The organism is Geomicrobium sp. JCM 19039, assembly GCF_000698145.1.
GTDB lineage: Bacteria > Bacillota > Bacilli > Bacillales > Marinococcaceae > Geomicrobium_A.
This window is the reverse complement of the sequence record NZ_BAXB01000013.1, coordinates 1-18579: the sequence shown is the minus strand read 5'-3', so window position 1 is coordinate 18579 and position 18579 is coordinate 1. Positions and strand designations below refer to the sequence as shown.

Annotated in this window: 15 protein-coding genes and 4 pseudogenes; 3 read left to right on the top strand and 16 right to left on the bottom strand. The window is 46.4% G+C overall.

What is annotated here, in order from left to right:
• Window positions 1-8 precede the first annotated feature (8 nt).
• From JCM19039_RS13005 to JCM19039_RS12995, 3 genes and pseudogenes are all read right to left on the bottom strand, one after another.
• Window positions 9-1335: pseudogene (locus JCM19039_RS13005) on the bottom strand (LLM class flavin-dependent oxidoreductase).
• A complete protein-coding gene (locus tag JCM19039_RS13000; RefSeq protein ID WP_052398777.1) occupies window positions 1332-2309 on the bottom strand; it encodes an LLM class flavin-dependent oxidoreductase in 978 nt (325 codons plus the stop codon). Before JCM19039_RS13000 ends, JCM19039_RS13005 begins: the two are co-directional and overlap by 4 nt.
• A gap of 296 nt (window positions 2310-2605) precedes the next feature.
• On the bottom strand, window positions 2606-3331 hold the full coding sequence (locus JCM19039_RS12995; RefSeq protein WP_193744235.1) for a LysR family transcriptional regulator: 726 nt from the start codon (window positions 3329-3331) through the stop codon (window positions 2606-2608).
• Window positions 3332-3481: 150 nt separating this feature from the next.
• On the opposite strand from JCM19039_RS12995, the pseudogene JCM19039_RS12990 reads away from it, so the two are divergent.
• Window positions 3482-4434 (top strand): annotated as a pseudogene (locus tag JCM19039_RS12990) (threonine/serine dehydratase).
• A 736-nt stretch (window positions 4435-5170) separates the two neighbouring features.
• On the opposite strand, the gene JCM19039_RS27980 reads toward JCM19039_RS12990, so the two are convergent.
• Window positions 5171-5344: a hypothetical protein gene (locus JCM19039_RS27980; protein WP_373975648.1), complete on the bottom strand. Its 174-nt coding sequence runs from the start codon at window positions 5342-5344 to the stop codon at window positions 5171-5173.
• Between the two features lie 5 nt (window positions 5345-5349).
• The gene (locus JCM19039_RS12985) at window positions 5350-6165 is read right to left on the bottom strand and encodes an LLM class flavin-dependent oxidoreductase (protein WP_373975646.1); all 816 of its coding nucleotides are present in this window, start codon (window positions 6163-6165) and stop codon (window positions 5350-5352) included.
• A gap of 160 nt (window positions 6166-6325) precedes the next feature.
• On the opposite strand from JCM19039_RS12985, the gene JCM19039_RS12980 reads away from it, so the two are divergent.
• Together JCM19039_RS12980 and lepB are read left to right on the top strand one after the other, a co-directional pair.
• Window positions 6326-6529: a hypothetical protein gene (locus JCM19039_RS12980; RefSeq protein WP_042427833.1), complete on the top strand. Its 204-nt coding sequence runs from the start codon at window positions 6326-6328 to the stop codon at window positions 6527-6529.
• Window positions 6530-6919: 390 nt separating this feature from the next.
• Window positions 6920-7432: a signal peptidase I gene (gene lepB, locus JCM19039_RS12975; RefSeq protein WP_042427985.1), complete on the top strand. Its 513-nt coding sequence runs from the start codon at window positions 6920-6922 to the stop codon at window positions 7430-7432.
• A 39-nt stretch (window positions 7433-7471) separates the two neighbouring features.
• Here the strand turns inward: lepB and JCM19039_RS12970 are convergent, their stop codons facing one another.
• The 11 genes and pseudogenes from JCM19039_RS12970 to JCM19039_RS25600 form a co-directional block, all read right to left on the bottom strand.
• Entirely contained in the window at window positions 7472-8419 is a 948-nt protein-coding gene (locus JCM19039_RS12970) for a nitronate monooxygenase family protein (RefSeq protein WP_042427830.1), read from the bottom strand.
• A gap of 168 nt (window positions 8420-8587) precedes the next feature.
• On the bottom strand, window positions 8588-8857 hold the full coding sequence (gene spoIIID / locus JCM19039_RS12965; protein WP_042402713.1) for a sporulation transcriptional regulator SpoIIID: 270 nt from the start codon (window positions 8855-8857) through the stop codon (window positions 8588-8590).
• 863 nt (window positions 8858-9720) lie between these two features.
• Window positions 9721-11022: an ammonium transporter gene (locus JCM19039_RS12960; protein ID WP_052398775.1), complete on the bottom strand. Its 1302-nt coding sequence runs from the start codon at window positions 11020-11022 to the stop codon at window positions 9721-9723.
• Window positions 11023-11037: 15 nt separating this feature from the next.
• Window positions 11038-11379, bottom strand: coding sequence for a P-II family nitrogen regulator (locus JCM19039_RS12955; RefSeq protein ID WP_042427827.1), 342 nt, complete (start codon window positions 11377-11379; stop codon window positions 11038-11040).
• A gap of 170 nt (window positions 11380-11549) precedes the next feature.
• Complete coding sequence (locus JCM19039_RS12950) at window positions 11550-12410, bottom strand: M23 family metallopeptidase (RefSeq protein WP_042427825.1); 861 nt, start codon at window positions 12408-12410, stop codon at window positions 11550-11552.
• Between the two features lie 114 nt (window positions 12411-12524).
• A pseudogene (gene spoIID / locus JCM19039_RS12945) lies at window positions 12525-13585 on the bottom strand (stage II sporulation protein D).
• Between the two features lie 100 nt (window positions 13586-13685).
• On the bottom strand, window positions 13686-15131 hold the full coding sequence (gene panF, locus JCM19039_RS12940) for a sodium/pantothenate symporter (RefSeq protein WP_042427823.1): 1446 nt from the start codon (window positions 15129-15131) through the stop codon (window positions 13686-13688).
• Window positions 15128-15385: a YhdT family protein gene (locus tag JCM19039_RS12935; RefSeq protein ID WP_042427820.1), complete on the bottom strand. Its 258-nt coding sequence runs from the start codon at window positions 15383-15385 to the stop codon at window positions 15128-15130. Before JCM19039_RS12935 ends, panF begins: the two co-directional genes overlap by 4 nt.
• Window positions 15386-15461: 76 nt before the next feature.
• Window positions 15462-16774, bottom strand: a pseudogene (murA, locus tag JCM19039_RS12930) (UDP-N-acetylglucosamine 1-carboxyvinyltransferase).
• Window positions 16775-17200: 426 nt separating this feature from the next.
• Window positions 17201-17446, bottom strand: a complete 246-nt coding sequence (locus JCM19039_RS12925; protein ID WP_238544805.1) for a DUF1146 family protein — start codon at window positions 17444-17446, stop codon at window positions 17201-17203.
• Window positions 17447-18222: 776 nt separating this feature from the next.
• Window positions 18223-18579: hypothetical protein (locus tag JCM19039_RS25600; RefSeq protein ID WP_042427817.1), on the bottom strand; the 357-nt coding region annotated here is incomplete at its 5' end.

Sequence of the window (18579 nt, the reverse complement as noted above, 5' to 3'; positions counted from 1 at the left end):
CCTCTTTCTTATCTGTGAACCGCCTTGGAATGACGGTTTTCTTTCACTGGCAGCCCTAATTGATCGCGAAGCGTTTCGCCCTCATACTCATCGCGGAACACACCTGCTTCACGAAGCAGCGGCACAACGCCTTCGATGAAATCGTCAAGCCCTTCTCCAAGCACCGGTGGAGCAAGAATAAAACCGTCCGCCGCTTCTGCTTCATACCAATCAATTAACTCATCTGCAATTTCTTGCGCTGTGCCGAGAAATGGACCTTTCGGCGTGGTCACAAGCCGTGCCACTTCACGAAGCGTGAGGTTTTCTTGTTTTGCTTTTTGTTTAATGCTGTCCGTCGTCGAACGAAAGCTGTTCTTGCCCACATCGCCAATGTCCGGGAATGGAGCATCTAATGAAAATTGACTGAAATCAAAATGGTCAAAATAGCGACCCAAATAGTTCAGCGTGTCCGTCGTTGACACGAGGTCGGCAATCGCTTCATACTTTGCCTCTGCATCAGCTTTCGTCTTGCCGATAATCGGCCGAAGTCCAGGGAAGATAAGAAGTTCGTCGGCATTTCTACCCTGACCAAACGCTCTTTGTTTTACGTCTTTATAAAACGCCTCCGCTTCCTCTCGAGACGTCGCATTCGTAAAAATAGCATCTGCCGCTTTTGCGGCTAGGTTTTTTCCAGGTTCCGAGGAACCTGCTTGAAAGATGAGCGGCTGCCCTTGAGGCGAGCGATCAATATTGAGTGGTCCCTCCACGGAAAAATGTTTGCCTCATGATGAAGGCGGTGCATGCCGTCCGCTCGGAAAAACTGACCGCTATCACGGTCCCTGATGAAGGCGTCATCTTCCCAGGAGTCCCAAAGCCCTTGCACGACGCCCAAATATTCTTCTGCAATTTCATATCGATCCGCATGGGTCGGATGAGCTGATTTGCTATAGTTCTTCGCCGACCCTTCAAGCGGAGAGGTGACCGCATTCCAGCCTGCCCGGCCGCCGCTAATCTTATCCAGGGAAGCGAATTGCCTGGCGACGGTGAACGGTTCGCTGTACGACGTGGACAACGTCCCGACGAGCCCGATCTGATCTGTTGCCGCCGCGAGTGCGGAAAGAATCGTGATCGGTTCAAACCGGTTCAAAAAGTGCGGGATTGATTTCTCGTTAATGTACAAACCGTCCGCAATAAAAACGAGGTCAAACTTTGCCGCCTCGGCTTTTTTCGCAAGCTCCGTGTAGTAGCGGAAATTTACACTGGCATCAGACGGCACACTCGGATGTCTCCATGAAGCAAAATGCTGCCGGGCCCTTGCAGCATCACACCCAGTTTCAATTGTTTTCGCTTGCTCATTCTACTTCCTCCTTTTCAAATAAACGCGAAAGTTGTTCGTATGAACGAATTCGTTTACGGAAATTTCGAATTGGTGTATGAAAAATGAGTTCATCAATCCCAACATCTGAAGTAATTTCCTCAAGTGTTTGCTGGACAGTGAGAGCAGATCCTGCAATTATCGGAAGTTTGTCTGCTTCAATACGGAAAGGCCTTTTTTCTTGAGATCCAAATAACTCGGCTTGCTCTCTCGAAGTGACCGTAACCTTACTCCCATCATCAAAAATGACTCGATAATGCCAAAGGTCATTTGTTTCAGCAGTGGCTTCCTCATCGCTTTCTCCGACATATATAGGAAGAGCAAGAATGACCAAGCCCGTTTTACTCAGCTCCCTATACGCGTTTACAGCGGCTTTTAAAAGTTCTCGACTTTGATTGATAAATCCAGCAAAAACAAAGGAACTCCCTGTTCTTGCTGCCAACTGTGCACTTTCAACACTTGCTCCGAGAACGTAAACTGGAGGGGGGGTACTTCGATATGGCTCTGCCCTAAGCGAACTTCGTTCGTCAAAGTACTGATGAAGAAGGGACAATTTTTTATCAAATGATTGCTTCTTCTCTTCCTGTTGTTCAATTTGTAATGCCTGCGTAGTAATTGGTAGACCCCCAGGTGCTTTTCCTACCCCTACATCAACACGTCCAGGCGCCAACGCATCCAGAACATTGAAGTTCTCTGCGACTTTGTATGGGCTGTAGTGTTGAAGCATCACCCCACCAGAACCGACTCGAATCGTATTCGTATGAGCAAGCAAATAAGACATCAACACTTCAGGTGACGTTCCCGCAAGTTGCTCACTGCCATGATGCTCTGAAACCCAAAACCGTTCATATCCTAGAGACTCTGCAGTTTTGGCTAAATGAACACTCTGTTTAAGAGCGTCTGAACTGCTCCCCCCTATCTCAATCGGGCTTTGATCAAGTATTCCAAACTTCATCTCCCATTCCCCCATCGTTAAACTTACTTATTATATAATTCTTATAAGTTAAGTATGAATTAAAGGTAGAAATATCGTATCAATGTGACGATTCATCGGCAATCACTCATTGATCAATCATTTTTATCAATGATCGAAAAATTTTGATTTGTTTTTGTTTGTGTAGTGCATTGCGCTGCGTTGCATGGTCTTGATGTATCCGTCATCCAGATGGTCAGGTAAGTATGCGAGTTGAATATCGTGGTGTATTTGGATAAGATGAGTGACATCAATGAGGGCAAGATCATCGGTGCTCCCTACCATACAAAGTTCTGGAAGAAAGCTATACCTTTTCCTGCTGAGATCAGTTTTGTTGCTACACTCAAATCGTCAACGTGATAATCAATTGGCGGCCGCGTATGGTGAACATCAAACATCTTACGAATTCTAGACCAGTCAAACGCCCCACACTCAAAAAAAACCATCGGCTCAGAAGCGAGATCATCCACACTAATGGAAGATTGCCTTAGCAAAGAATGCTCTTGCTTGACTGCAAGCTGTATTTGATTTTTCAGGAGCGTAAAGGAGGTAACAAGTGGATGTTCCATTCCACGCACAAAAGCAACATCGACTTCTTTTTTGATAAGCTTATTGAGAATGTCTTCATTGTCCCCTGAAATTGTCTTTATTCGAATATAATCAAGCTGATTTCTCCATATAGGTAGTACGTATGGAAGAAAAAACCGAGTAGCAATGCCATTTGCGCCAATCACCAACTCTTCATGACTATGTTCTTGTTTTTGCATCATGTTTTTGCCCTGCTGATATGTTTTGAATATTTGCTCAGCAAAAGGTAAAAATTCCGCACCTTGCGCGGTTATTTCAATGCCTCTACCTTTACGTGTGAATAACTGTACATTCAGTTCTTTTTCAATTGATTTAATACGCGCCGTCACTGATGGTTGAGATAGATAAAGCGCTCTGGCTGCCCGGTGCACATTTTGAAAGTGTGCGACATACAAGTACGCCTCAATATTCTCCATATTCATTGCCCTTGGTCCCTTCTTAATAGAGATTATTTTATTTTAATCTTATAAAACCTATAAGTAAAGTTGTTATTAAATATAAAAAGAGGGTTTTGCAGCTAGTATAGAGAAGTGTATCTCAACCATTTAGTATAAGGAGACTCTTCTATGATTACCGTTAAAGAATTAAACGAAGCACGTGTCCGACTGCACAATACCGTCCACGTCACACCCGTACTCACGTCCAACACATTGAACAAACAAGCAAACGCAAGTGTATATATTAAGTCTGAGCATTTACAAAAAACAGGAAGCTTCAAAATTCGAGGTGCCACCAATTGCGTGATGCAAGCCAAAGAGCAAGGAGCAACGCACCTCATTGCCGCCTCATCTGGCAATCACGGACAAGCCGTCGCCTACATTGCTCGGGAACTCGGCCTAAAAGCGACAATCGTCATTCCTGAAGATGCTAACGCCGCCAAAGAAGAAGCCATTCGTAACTACGGAGCAGAGGTAGTTCACTGCGGAACGACATCAGAGGAACGAATCGCCCACGCCAACGAACTTGTTGATCAGCTCGGTGCAACCTTCATCCCGCCATACGATGACACGCAAATCATTGCCGGACAAGGGACCGTCGGCTTAGAGATCCTATCCCAAGTGAACAACCCAGAAGTCGTTGCGGTCCCTATTGGTGGAGGCGGGCTTATCTCAGGTGTAGCGACTGCCATCAAGAGCATCCATCCAGAAGTAAAGATCATCGGCGTGGAGCCACCAACGCTGATGATACACGACGCTCACTCGAACGCGGGGAACGCGTTTCCATTGATGCAGCCAATACCATCGCAGATGGATTACGTGCATCTACACCCGGCGCAATGACGTTCCCTATCATTCAGCAATACGTCGACGAAATCGTTACCGTCAGCGAAGAAGACATCCGAGAAGCCTTCGTCTTTTATCTGTCTCGCATGAAACAAGTAATCGAACCTTCTGGTGCTACTACCTCGCCGCCTTGCGCTCGGGGAACATTCCCCACAACGGCGGCAACATCGTCCTCGTTGCCAGCGGGGGCAACCTTGATCTCGCCGCCATCCGTCGGTTCGCTGAGTAGCTTGTAGGTGGAATAGAGGGAAGTCGGGTTTGGGGGATTTTAGGAGATGTGTGCTCTAGATCGTTTTTCATTGGTTTCGGCACCCCCAGTGCCGACATGTCGCTTGATTCTGGTATATTTTGGAGATTGGCGATCTAGATAAGTTGAACGAAAGAATTTCATCAAGAACCAATCGTAAGCTTGGTAAGGTGAAAACTGTGCTCGAGTTGCGACCGAACGATTCTCAAGTTGGGGAAAATCGCAGAAAAAGCGGTCTATTCTCATAAACTCGGTCATAGATTGCCGGCTCATGTGTACATCCACGGGATCGAAGTACCCACATGATATCGGCGAGAGCCGCGCCGAACCGAGTTCGGTTTCGTTTCGGCCCCGACGGGGCCGACGTGTCGTTGGCACTTCAACCTGGAATCTGCGCGCTAGTTTGGCAAAATCAGCGCTAAAATCAGTGAAAAGCTCTAACTTGCGCGCAAATGGGGAAAACTAGCGCGCAGAACAGTTGTTCGTCTTGCCCGCATGTACCGCCATCCCCAGCGGCAACGGGTTCATAGAACCATCCTTTGCATTTCCACGCCAAAAACCTAGCAAGACGTCGGCGCGAACCGCGCCGAACCAAGTTCGATTTGGTTTCGGCACCTACGGTGCCAACATGTCGCTTGAATTTTGAAGGGTTTAGCTCCCAGCCCCACCCTTCAAACACCGCCAAAAAAGGCGAGCGTAGCTGTTAGCTACGCTCGCCTTACGTTTTAAAAATCGATGTGGTCCCATGCTTTTTTCAGCCTTGTGTAGCTGTCGCGGCGTTTTTCTTGATCGTGGATATCGGTGGCGACAATCAGTTCATTGAAGCGCGTCTCATTGTAAAATGCTTTTAGATCTGTAGCCACTCGCTCTTCGTCCCCAACAAAGGAGTATTTAAGCATGCTTTCTACTTGCTCTTTTTCAATCGGCTCATGTAGTCTTCCACGTTATCAACGGGTGCGGTGTCCACGCCTCGATTGCCACGAATGATGCTTAAGAACTTCAGCTTACTTGTAGAAGCAAGCCGCTCTGCTTCTTCGTTTGTTTCGGCAACAGTCGCATTGACCGTGACCATCGCATACGGTTCATCGAGATATGCAGATGGCTGGAAACGGTCGTGATAAATCTTCAAAGCGTTGTGTAGCTCTTTCGGCGCAAAGTGGCTAGCAAATGCGTATGGCAGTCCCATCGCCGCTGCTAACTGTGCACCGTACGTGCTCGAACCGAGCAAGTATATCGGAACATTCGTGTTGTGACCTGGGTGAGCTTTTACTGGCATGTCTGCATCACCTAGTAATTGCTGCAACTCGTTTACGTTCTCAGGGAATTGGTTTACTGCATTTCTCGTATCTCTGCGCAAAGCCTGCACGGTCATCGGGTCTGTACCTGGTGCACGACCTAGTCCGAGATCAATTCTGCCTGGATACATACTTTCCAGTGTTCCGAACTGTTCTGCGATAATGAGTGGGGCGTGGTTCGGAAGCATAATGCCTCCAGATCCAACTCGAATCTTTTCGCTATGCCCCGCAAGGTAGCCAATGAGCACACTCGTCGCTGAGCTAGCAATACTTTCCATGTTATGGTGCTCCGCTACCCAATACCTGTGGTAGTCAAGTCGATCTGTATGTTGAATAAGATGCTTGCTATTTTCAAATGCTTCGCTTGGTGTTTGACCCGGCAACACGGGCGCAAGGTCAAGCACGGAGAGGGGAAGTTGACTCACTTTGTCCACCCTTTCTAGTTTGATTCTATAGAACACCATACACCCGCACTATAATTCGAACAAGTAATATGCTTAGTGTATGAAGCGATGGACAGAATCATGCGATGCATGTTCTCTATTCACTCGGGAATACTTAGCAAAAGAAATGAGGTGAACGACCATGAATAAACGCATCATTTCCAGCATGATCTTGTTAAGTGTGCTCGCAGCGTGCAATGGCGAGGCACCTGAAGACGACCTTGAAACGATGGAACCCGAGGTTAATGCCCACATAGGCGGGGACGACGTTTTGAATGTCAATGCAGAAGGAACCGAAGGTATTGGCGGAGACGCAAACGACCACGATAAAAACCAAATGATATAGAAATCTCCACTGTATTGAAGCCCGTTATCATCTAAGGGCTAAGGTGTGAATTTATAGTTGCGATTGAAAAGCGAACACTATGATAAGAAAAAAAGCACCTCTCTGTCGGGTGCTTTTTTCTTATCGGTCTAGCAATTACCTTTTCCTGTTTTTGATGACAAGCTATAGTCATCTTCCATAAGTTCACCACATGCAAAGTGAACGAGCAGAACTTATGTGGTCGACGGCCCATTAGGCATTTATCTGCATATTGCAACACAATACTTTAACAAGTTAAGATCCTGAACGTTCTGTCTTTCATTTCCTTTTATTGTAATTTTATCTATCCTTTGTGGATGATTGGATGTTGTTGTACAATCAAAATATAGACAGAGGAGGGCAACGGCATTGATGAAAGAGGTCTGGTCTTGGGTAAAGACAATTTTAATTGTGTTGATTATTGTTTTAATCGTAAGAACGTTTCTTTTTGGGAATTATCTCGTGAATGGAAGTTCGATGCTCCCAACCATTGAACATGGGGACCGGATCATTATTAATAAATTGTCGTACACATTTTCTGAGCCCGATCGATTTGATGTGATTGTGTTTAACTACTCCGAAACGGAAGACCACATTAAGCGGGTCATTGGGTTGCCTGGAGATGAAGTGGAATATACGGATAATGATTTATACATTAATGGAGAGCTCATCGATGAGCCGTTTACCGATGACTTGACGATGGACTTTACGTTCACAGATATTGGGGAAGGCGAAATCATCCCCGAGGATGAGTATTTCGTCGTTGGCGATAACCGCAATAACAGCATCGATAGCCGGTCGAGCGGTTTTATTGAGGAAGATGCGATCGTCGGCAAAGCGAGCTTGCGTTACTGGCCCGTCCAACGATTCGGATTTGTGGAATAAACGAAACGAGCCTAAATTTAGCTCGTTTTGTTATGCGAGTCACGCCCGCTTCGCACTAATTTCGTCCGCTGCTTTCTCATATTCAGCTTTAATTTCTTTTACGGTATCTTTAATTGATGCGACTGTCTTTACTGACGTCACGCCTTGGCCTGCGCTCCACACGTCTTTCCACGATTTGGCTTCTTTTTTCGTATGTGTCACATCAACTTCCCCAGCTGGTTGTAAGTTTGTCGGGTCCAAACCAGCGGCTTGCATGCTCGGAATGAGGAAGTTGGCGTTCACCCCGCTAATGGCATCCGTATAAAGAATGTCATCCGTATTCGCTTCGACGAGCATTTGCTTGTACTCCGGTTGTGCCATCGCTTCCTCAGTCGCAATGAACCGCGTGCCCATGTAGGCTAAATCCGCACCGAGCACTTCGGCTGCGAGTACTTCTCGGCCACTAGAAATGCAGCCTGCAAGTACAATCGTTCCATCAAAAAACTGCTTTACTTCAGCGATAAATGCCATCGGGTTTAATAAGCCACCGTGGCCACCTGCGCCGCTTGAGACGAGAATAAGTCCATCTACACCTGCACCCGCTGCTTTTTTTGCATGTTTGGTCGTGATCACATCGCTCATGACGATACCACCGTAACTGTGAACGACTTCAACGACCGGTGTTGGATTTCCAAGTGACGTAATTACGACCGGTGGCTGGAATTGGCGGATCCGCTCCAAATCTTCTTCATACCGCGCGTTTGAGCGATGTACGATCAAGTTCACTCCCCACGGAGCAATCGTTGCCTCAGGATCGTCTTGTTTCGCCTGATCGAGCGCATCTTTCACTTCTGTCATCCAACGTTCCAATTGTTCACCCGTACGTGCATTGAGCAGCGGGAACGTTCCGATAATTCCTTGCTTACAACTTTCAATTACCATTTCTGTACCTGAAACGAGAAACATCGGTGCCGCAATGACCGGGAGTTGAACGTGATCTTTTAACATAAGAACCACCTTTTGTGTGAATATTTGTGTATTTACTGTATCACATTATGAATGAATCGTCACTCACTTTAAGCTCGTCCTGCTGTAAACGTAAAGAAGGTTGATCGTCACTAACGATCAAACCCTCATCTCTTATTATGTTTGAACTTTCTAACTTCTATTAGATGATTATGGCTGGGATACCGATTCTGTATCTTTTTTATATTTTACCTTCGTCGCTTCTCCTCCTCTTAGATGTCGAATAGATTTGTGGTAATCCAGAATAACCTTCACTTCACTCGCCAATTCAGGATTAATTTCCGGCAACCGCTCCGTTAGGTCTTTATGGACAGTACTCTTCGAAACGCCGAACTCCTTAGCGATTGTCCGGACGGTTTTTCGAGTTTCCACAATGTACTTACCGATCTTGATGGTTCGCTCTTTGATGTAGTCATGCACACCGCTCGCCTCCCAGTCTGGATGGTTTGTTACAGTTTATTAACCAAGACCGGCAGATATACCAAAAACTCAGTGAGGACAAGGGTTTGCTGTGAAAAAGTAAGAAAAATCGCCTTACAGACCGCTTATTCAAGCAATCAAAAAAACATTTCCTCAAACAAAATGGGTTACTGGTTCTAATTATACGAAGGCGACCACGAAATATACGTGGCGATCCCTTCATTGATGACGAGTAGGGTAGAACACCCCATTTCTTCAGGATGCGTTCCGGACGGACCACTTGATTTTGCGCTCTAGTTTGTTGAGATTAGAGGAATTAATGTGGATTTCATGGTAACTTGCGCGCACATCAGCGCTTAAATAGCTAGAGAAACGTCGGCCCCCTCCAGGGGGGCCGGAACAAAGCCGGTCTCGGTTCGGCGCGGCTGCGCAGAAGACGAACGCTCGTTCTGCGCGCAAGTTTATGCTATCTGCGCGCAAGTTTGCTTTTTTTAACAATTTTAATAGTCATTTTGCAAAACTTGCGCGCAGTTCTCTCTAACTTGCGCGCAGATTAGGAAAGTTCTTAACGAGGATGCACACGGTGCCCGGCAATCTGTTACCGAGTTCGCTCATTCTGTTCCCTAGTTTACGTAATTTGGCCTCGTTTGCTATGTATTTTCCAAACTTGAGAACAGTTCAGTCGCAACTCGAGCACAGTTTCTACTTCAGCCTTTCCCCAGCAACACGCCGGCCTCCCGCTGGGGGCCGACAACAAAACCGTCCTCCGCTCGGCGCTCCTGCCGCTTCACTTGCGTCCCTTTAACACCCGCAAAAAAACGCTCTAGACCTACGGGGATCTAGAGCGTTTCTACACGATTGAGTTACACTTTTGCGCTTTTATCATCATCAGACAGTGCGTCCAAGCGAGTGACGAGACCTTCGCTTAAGCCGCCGACACTTTGACGTCCGGACAGGCCTAACGCCGTGGAGCCAGAGTCGTATGCGTTGGAGCCGTGTTCGCTGAAGTCTAATCCTTCTAGTTCTTCTTGCTCGCTTACACGGATGCCACCACCGAGTGCACCAATGATTTTCACGACGATGAAGGTGGAGCCGAGCACCCAAGCCATGACGGCGAACACTCCGAGCGCTTGGATTCCGAGTAGCGTCGCTCCGCCGCCATAAAACAAGCCGCCTTCGAGTGCGAATAATCCGACGGCTACCGTTCCCCAAATGCCGCAAATGCCGTGAACGGCGATGGCGCCGACCGGGTCGTCGAGCTTCAACTTATTGTCTAAAAGCGCGACCGCTTCGACGAGGATTATACCGGCTACAAGACCCATAATAAGCGCGCCAATCGGGGCAACATCAGCAGCACCTGCTGTAATCCCGACAAGCCCTGCGAGTGCGCCGTTCAGTGTGAGTGATCCGTCTACTCGCTTGTACTTGAAGAGCGTGTACATCGCCGTTGCGACAATCCCTCCGGATGCACTCAGCGCAGTGCACACGACAACGGAAGTAAGGAGAGGGTCTGCTGGGGAAAGCGTACTGCCTCCGTTAAAGCCGAACCAGCCGAACCAAAGGATAAACACACCTAGTGCACCGAGTGGTAAGTTGTGGCCTGGGATGGCATTGGCACTGCCATCTTTATTGTATTTACCAATCCGACCACCGAGCACGAATACAGCAACTGCGGCCGCAGCGGCACCGGTAAAGTGAACGACGGTTGACCCTGCAAAATCAACGAATCCTAAGTTGGCTAACCAGCCGTTATCTGACCAAATCCAGTGACCGACCATCGGATAGATGATGACGACCATCATGAGCGCGAGCGCAATATAACTTCCGAGCTTCATCCGCTCAGCTACTGCCCCTGAAATTATTGTTGCACAAGTTGCAGCGAACATGGCTTGAAACGCGAAGAACCCAATGTCATCAACGCCAGAGAGGGCAAACCCGCTCGTACCAAGAAAGCCACCTGCAGTATCCCCAAACATGAAAGCATACCCGATGAAAAAGAAAGCAATGACCGAGACAGCCATCGTAAGCATATTTTTCATGAGAATGTTGACGGCGTTTTTTGACCTGGAAAATCCTGTTTCTAACATGGCAAACCCAGCATGCATAAAAAAGACAAGAAACGTAGCAATCATTACCCACATCGTATCTACTGCAATCGCGTCCATTTGAAATCCCCCTTTTTATGAAATCGCTTTTTCTCCGCGTTCTTTCGTACGAATCCTTACCGCTTCAACCACTTCGTAGACGAAGATCTTGCCATCCCCAACATCTCCTGTGAAGGAAGATTCCGAAATTAAATCGATGATTTCTTCGACTTGTTCTTCTGCGATAATCATTTCCACTTTAACTTTCGGCAACAGCGTCACCTCAAACGCATTGCCTCTAAACACGCCCTTTTGCCCCTTTTGCTTGCCACAACCAGCGACTTCAGAAACCGTTAAGCCACTAATCCCAATTTCATCGAGCCCAACGCGTAACTTTTGAAAATGTTCAGGTCGAATGATCGCTTCAATCTTTTTCATACATCCCCCTCCTAATATGTAAATATAATTAACATCACTAGTTATGAAAATTATCATACGACGATCATCAAAAAAATGCAAGATAATTTTTTGAATTTTTAAATAAAGCGCTTACATCAAAAAAAGCCCCCGATCGTCGGGAGCAAGATCAAATCAAGGGTAAGGACACTTTATTCTTCTTCTTCTGTGTCATCATCTTCATCTGAATCTGATGCTTCTTCTTCTAATTCAGTGTCTTCATCTTCACGTTCATCTTCTTCATCGTCGCCTTCCTCGTCTGAGGGAGTCGCTTCATCAATACCATCAGCATCGTCAAAGCTCATTTCAGCAACACGTAGATTCATCACATCCATCGGGTTGTACGCGACACCGTTTTCTCGAACTTCAAAGTGAACGTGTACGCCTGCATCACGGTTGTACTCATTTTCACCAGCTGTACCGATGATTGAGCCTTTCGTAATCGTATCACCTTCTTCAACTTGCAAGTCTTGCAAACTGTGATACGCGGTTACAAGGTCATCACCATGGGAAATCTCAACAACATGTCCTAAAAGCGAATCTTGCTCTGCTCTCACGACTTCACCACTGAGCGCTGCTGTTACATCAAACGTTTCCCCATCAGCGTTAGCAAGGTCAATTCCTTTGTTTTGGTAATACGTCTGGTTGTAATATACGAGTGCAGCTTCTTGCTCTTCTGCCGTCGCATTATGATCGTAGAAATGACCGACAACATTGACTACGGACTCATCAAATACCGGCAGCTGCATTTGCTCCTCTTCCGTGCCTACAGGAACCGCTTCTTCGTCTTCAGAATCTGTATTGAAATCGAAGATTCCTTCATTTTCTTCCGTTGGATCCTCTTCGGCTAAATCGGTGCCGCCACCTTGGAACATAAAGAATGAACTAAGCAGTACCGCACAGACCGTAAGATAAACCGCCGGCCAAAACCAAGGCTTTTTCGTGATTTCTTTTACTTGCCCTTGATTTTCTTTTTCTTTTGATTGAGAAACTTTTTTCTCTTGATCTTTCATTTGATCACCACCTCAGCAACCATTCTGATCAATTTCACAGAAAGATATACTTGTAAATGAAAATTTTTTGATAGTTCGGTTAAAAATTAAAAAACCGCCCATGATCGGCGGTTTCTAATCTGTCTCGTCATCTTTTGTGAAATTCAATACATAACTTTCAGCTGCTTGGGTCGTATCATCAATTTGAATATCTTGATAGTAGTGGGTCACGATCTCTTCATAATTACGGCCGTCTTTCGCCATACCATCCGCACCGTATTGACTCATACCCACCCCATGACCCCAACCTCGTGTTTCTACAATTACTTCATTACCTTCACGATGCCAATCAAAATCACTCGAATCTAATCCGAGCGCTTCACGGATTTCTCTTCCGTGGAACGTATGCTCTCCAATTGAGACTTCAGCGACCCGCCCCCCCTCTGTTCGTTCAGTGATCGGTGCAAAGTCGCCAAATTCAGGGAGCGAAACGCCGAGAGCGGTTTCTACATCGCCTACAGTTAGCGTAACTGTATTGTTAAATCGAGGGGAGACGTCTTGATCCCAAGGACTCTCCACACTTCGCAAATAAGGCAATGATGTTTTCCAGTAGTCTTCAACGTTTTCTGTATATCCATTGCTTGTAGAGAAAAAAGATGCGGTAATCGGATCGCCATCGTGAGTGATGACTTCCCCAGCCGTTGCATTGACGGCTTCTTCAATTCGCGTCATCTGTCTTCGTAATCCGCGCCCCACCGTTGTTGTAACTCTTCATCACTTGAATACACTTGATGGGAGGTCGTATCGGTCACTAAAGCGCCTCCCGGCAAATTAATGCTCTCTTCATATTCCATTTGTTTTACGACGTACGTTCTTGCTACGAGCGCTTGCGCTTTTAATGCTTCCATTTCGAAGGAAGCAGGCATCTCACTGGCTACGACTCCTCGAACATACGTTTCAAGTTCCACTTCTTCTACTTGTTCTGTTTGGTCGCGATACACGGGCACGAAAACATCGACGGCTTCTTCTACTCCATCTGCTTCTTCAGCCTCTTGTACGGTTTGTATGTTCTCTGTCTCTTCCACATCAACGGTTTTCATATTCGCCTCTGAATCTGAAAAAACCATGACGAGTATGGCGGGAAGGACGAGAATCACACTTGCAAGGATACTCACGACGACAAAGATCTGCCTCAAAAAACGCCCCTCCAATCTAAACACTTGTCCATATCACTGTCTCGTTAGCAATGATAACCACTATGAGCCTATGGCGAAACGTGACTGATTAGAACAAGTTTTACGAGCGGACTTGTTGCAAGGCTGGTGCTGGAGTGCACAAACTAGCCACCACATAACCGACAAGAGACAAGGCGACAGGCAGAACGACCGAGTGCATTCCAAACGGCTCTGGCATAAAGATGGAGATCGCGACATAACTTCCGACCCCTAAGATAATCGATGCTAGCGCCCCGTATTTATTCCCGCGAGACCAATACAAACCGAGCACGAGCGGCCAAACGAACGCAGACTCTAACCCACCGAAAGCAAACAAATTTAACCATATGAGAAGATCGGGTGGACTGAGGGCGAACAAGACGACGAGAATTCCAATGACACTTGTAACCCCTAAGCTCATTTGCTTGATCCGTTTTTCTGTCGCATCTGGATTCACATAATTATAATAAATATCTTTTACGATCGAAGAGCTGACCATGAGCAAAAGCGCATCTACTGTTGACATAATTGCAGCCATCGGTGCCGCAAGCACAATGCCCGCTAGCCAGGCAGGCAGCACAGTCATTGCAAGCGTCGGCATAACCGTGTCTGCCTCTTCAATGCCTGGAAGAATCGGGCGGGCAAGTACGCCTGCAAAGTGCATTCCAAACATCATGAACGCGACGACAATCGTTCCGATGATGAGCGCGCGGTGCATCGCACGAGAATCTTTATAAGACATTGCTCGTACTGCGATTTGCGGTAGTCCAACAACACCAACGCCGACAAGAATCCAAAATGAAGAAACGTACAGCGCTGCAAGACTACCATCATGCCCGAACGGTGTAAGTAACAATTCATTCTCTTGCGCAAGATCATTCATGATGTTTGGCAAACCGCCGCCGGCAATAATTGTTCCCACGAGTAAAATGAGTGTTCCGAAAAACATAACGAACCCTTGAACAGCATCGGTAATCGCAATCGCCCGAAAACCACCGATAATCACGTAACAAAGAACAGCGACGGCAAATAAAAACAGGGCGCTCGTATACGGCAAACCTGTAATGGCCTCAATTAACCGAGCGCCACCAACCCATTGAGCCGTCATCGCCGCAAAAAGAAAAATAATAATCGACAATGCGCTTAAGATGACGACAGGTTTGCTATTATCGTATCGTCCCTTCATATAATCGACAATTGTGACAGCGTTGTAACGCCTCGCCATAATTGCAAACTTCTTTCCTAATATCATAAGTATAAAATATCCGGTCGCTACTTGGGCCATGGATAATAGCACCCACCCAAGGCCTTCTGTATATGCTGCGCCTGGGCCCCCAACAAAACTGCTGGCACTTCCATATGTCGCAATCATCGTCATCGCTAGAATGAGTCCACCGAGCTCACGACTGCCAAGAAAATATTCTTGCATGAAGTTTGACTTCGCATACACTTTTTTTGATGACCAAAAACCGATCGCAAAAACAAGGACGACGAAAATAATGAGTGGAATCATGACGTCCCAATTCATTGCTCATTATCCTCTTCTAGTGGCACTTCCGTAAAGAAGTAGCGAACAGCGATAATGACGAGCACAATCATAACAATGGAGCCGACTACGCAGCTGTAAAAAAACCACGCAGGCATTCCAAACACCCATTGGTACTCCGAGACCGGTCGTGACCCTAAGCCGTAAGCAAACCCATACCACCATACGAAGTTGATTATAGCCAGTCCAACACCAATCCACGCTTCCCGATGGGCGACTTTAAATCGTCGATCCATACGTTGTTTATCCCCTTTTTTCTTTTAAGTATACAAAAAAGAACTGAAGCTTTCACCTCAGTTCTTTCATTACATGTTAATTAATGGCTTCATTGTCTAATACTTGAAGGTTCGTGCCTTCTGCAGCCTCTTCCACATCAACGCGCTCAATTCTCGCGCCAATGCCTTCTAATTTCTTGTGGAAGTCGACATAACCACGGTCAATATGGCGAAGTTCAGATAGCTCCGTCACACCGTCAGCAACGAGACCACCTAAAATAAGCGCAGCGGCAGCTCGAAGGTCAGTCGCTGCAACTTCTGCCCCTTGCAATTTCACAGGACCGGTTACAATCGCTGAACGATCTTCAATCTTAATGTTCGCATTCATACGGCGGAATTCTTCCACATGCATAAAACGATTCTCAAATACCGTCTCTGTAACGACACTAGAGCCTTTCGCTTGTGTGAGTAACGCCATAAATTGTGCTTGCATATCTGTCGGGAAGCCAGGATGTGGCATCGTTTTAATATCAACCGGGCGCAAAATGTCCGGTCCGATCACTCTCATACCGTTGTCAGATTCCTCAATAACAACGCCCATTTCACGCATCTTTGCAACAAGTGGGCGCATATGCTCAACGAGCGCACCTTCTACAAAAACGTCTCCACGGGTAATCGCCGCCGCAATCATAAATGTGCCGGCTTCAATACGGTCCGGAATAATTGTGTGGTCAGCCGCAACTAAGCGCTCAACACCTTCAATGCGAATGGTCCCTGTCCCTGCACCACGCACTTTTGCTCCCATCGCATTCAAGTAATTGGCCAAACAAACAATCTCCGGTTCTTCCGCTACGTTCTCAAGCACCGTCGTTCCTTCAGCAAGCGCTGCTGCCATCATAATATTCTCTGTTGCACCTACACTTGGGAAATCAAGGTAAATCTTTGCACCTTGCAGCCTGCCATCTACGCGGGCTTCAATATATCCTTGACCAATCTCTACGGTTGCACCCATAGCTTCGAAGCCTTTCAAGTGCTGATCAATCGGTCGAGAGCCAATCGCACAGCCACCTGGTAGCGCAATGTGCGCATGACCGGTACGCGCAAGAAGTGGCCCCATCACGAGAAATGATGCACGCATCTTTCTCACATATTCAAACGGCGCATTCGGACGAAGCGGTTTTTCGGCATTCGCATAGAAAACGCCTTCTTTATAATCAACGTCCATTTGTAGGTGGTTCAAAACACTCTTCATCGTGTATACATCTGCTAGAGCTGGTACATCATATATGGTGCTGGTTCCTTTTTCAGCGAGTAGGGAGCTGCAAGTACAGGTAAAACAGCATTTTTTGCCCCTTCTGTCTTTACCGTTCCGTTGAGCCTTTTACCCCCTCTGACTCTAATTTTTTCCAACGTATTCCCCTCCGCGTCCATTAATCTTTTCACTTGTGCATGCCAATGTACTCGTTGGCAATGCTGGATCGCTTGGCAACCAGACAGGAATGCTCACTTCGTTCCTATTCTATTCAGAATCGTGGATGGGCGTTCCCAACAAAACCCCTTGAACCGCGCCCATTTCATTCACCTGGCAACCAAATTCACAGTATGTTTCAGTCTGTAGCCGTTTGCTAAGTACCTTTTTACAGAAACACACTTTCTTAGTCGTGAACTCAGGTAAAAAGTTACAAGCATATTTTTTGTCATTGTGTTTGTTCATTCACATTGACTTATTCCCAACATGTTTCATGGTCAAACGTTTTTAAATGAGAAAAACTGTCGATGTTTACTTGTGAGTAGTGTTTGCTTTTTCAGTACACACATACCTAGAACTCTGTTCCATTAAAATAAGTACCTAAGCATGAGTGCTTGATTTAAATACTCGAGGAAAAAGGTGCTCACCAGGTGGGTAATCGCAACGGCAATTAAAATAAACAACATCATACCTCTACCGCTTTTAGGATGCTGGATGATCCGGTCCAACTTCAGTGCTTGCAAACTCCACCAAACGATAACAAGCACAAATAAGTTAAATGTAATATGAAGCAAAGCATGTTGTCCGATTTGATCAAATATCAGCAAAATCAACGATTCCTTCCTTAACAAAACGTCACTATGTAATCGTTTCTTCATCAACCTAAAAATTTCATAACGATATAATTATATCAAACAGGTTATCCGTTGTCGACATATCAAATTGGTGTCCAATATTGTCGAATTAACGCCAAATAAGTGCTCAATTGCCTTGTATAGACAGATTTCACTATTAAGAAAAAATGACACAATTCAACAAACATACCGGTACAAGCACCACCCGCACTGTTTTCCACCCCACGTATATGTATGCAAGTTGCTCGCTCGTTCGACATCGTAAATTTTGAATATTTTGTGTCAATATTTATTTATTGTTTAAGGTGAGATGTCCATTTGACTGACTGAGCGCTCAGTTGGTTAGATGAGTCCCCGTTACGAGGTCATATGATAAAATCACGCGCCATGGTCGCACAGAACGGACCTAGGTCGTGAGGAACTTACAAAGTGATGTGTTGTTCTGGACTGCCGAGTTTTAATCGTTAATTGGAAAAACGGGTTCCAAAGATGATCGATTGGAATTAGATTCACTCATATGTGACCGCTTTGCCTCGTTCTACTTCCAATCGGTCGACATCTCGTTCCAATCCTCCGTTTATGGAATCAGATTCAGCACTTTAAAGAAAATGAACAACAATGTTGTTCCAAAGTGATGGTTATTGAGATGCACATCCTGACCAAACCCTGAGTTGAAAAACCCGAAATGCTGTCGGCGCGGGTCGCGCTGAACCGGAACCGGTTTGCGTTCGGCCCCGCTGGGGCCGACAGGTTGCTCAGTTATGGGGATTGAATCTGCGCTCCAGTTGGAACAAACTGCGCGCAAGTTTGGTGAAAACGGCGCTAAAATCGGTTAAAAGAGCAATCTTGCGCGCAGATGGGGGAAACTCGCGCGCAGAACGGTCGTTCGTCTTGCCCGCATGTGCCACCATCCCTGCGGCAACGGGTTCAGAGAACCATCCTTTGCATTTCCAAGCCAAAAACCTAGCAAGACGTCGGCGCGGGTCGCGCGAACCGGGGCCAGTTTGCGTTCGGTCCCGCTGGGACCGACAGGTTGCTCGGTTATGGGCATCGAATCTGCGCTCCAGTTGGAACAAACTGCGCGCAAGTTTGGTGAAAACGGTGCTAAAATC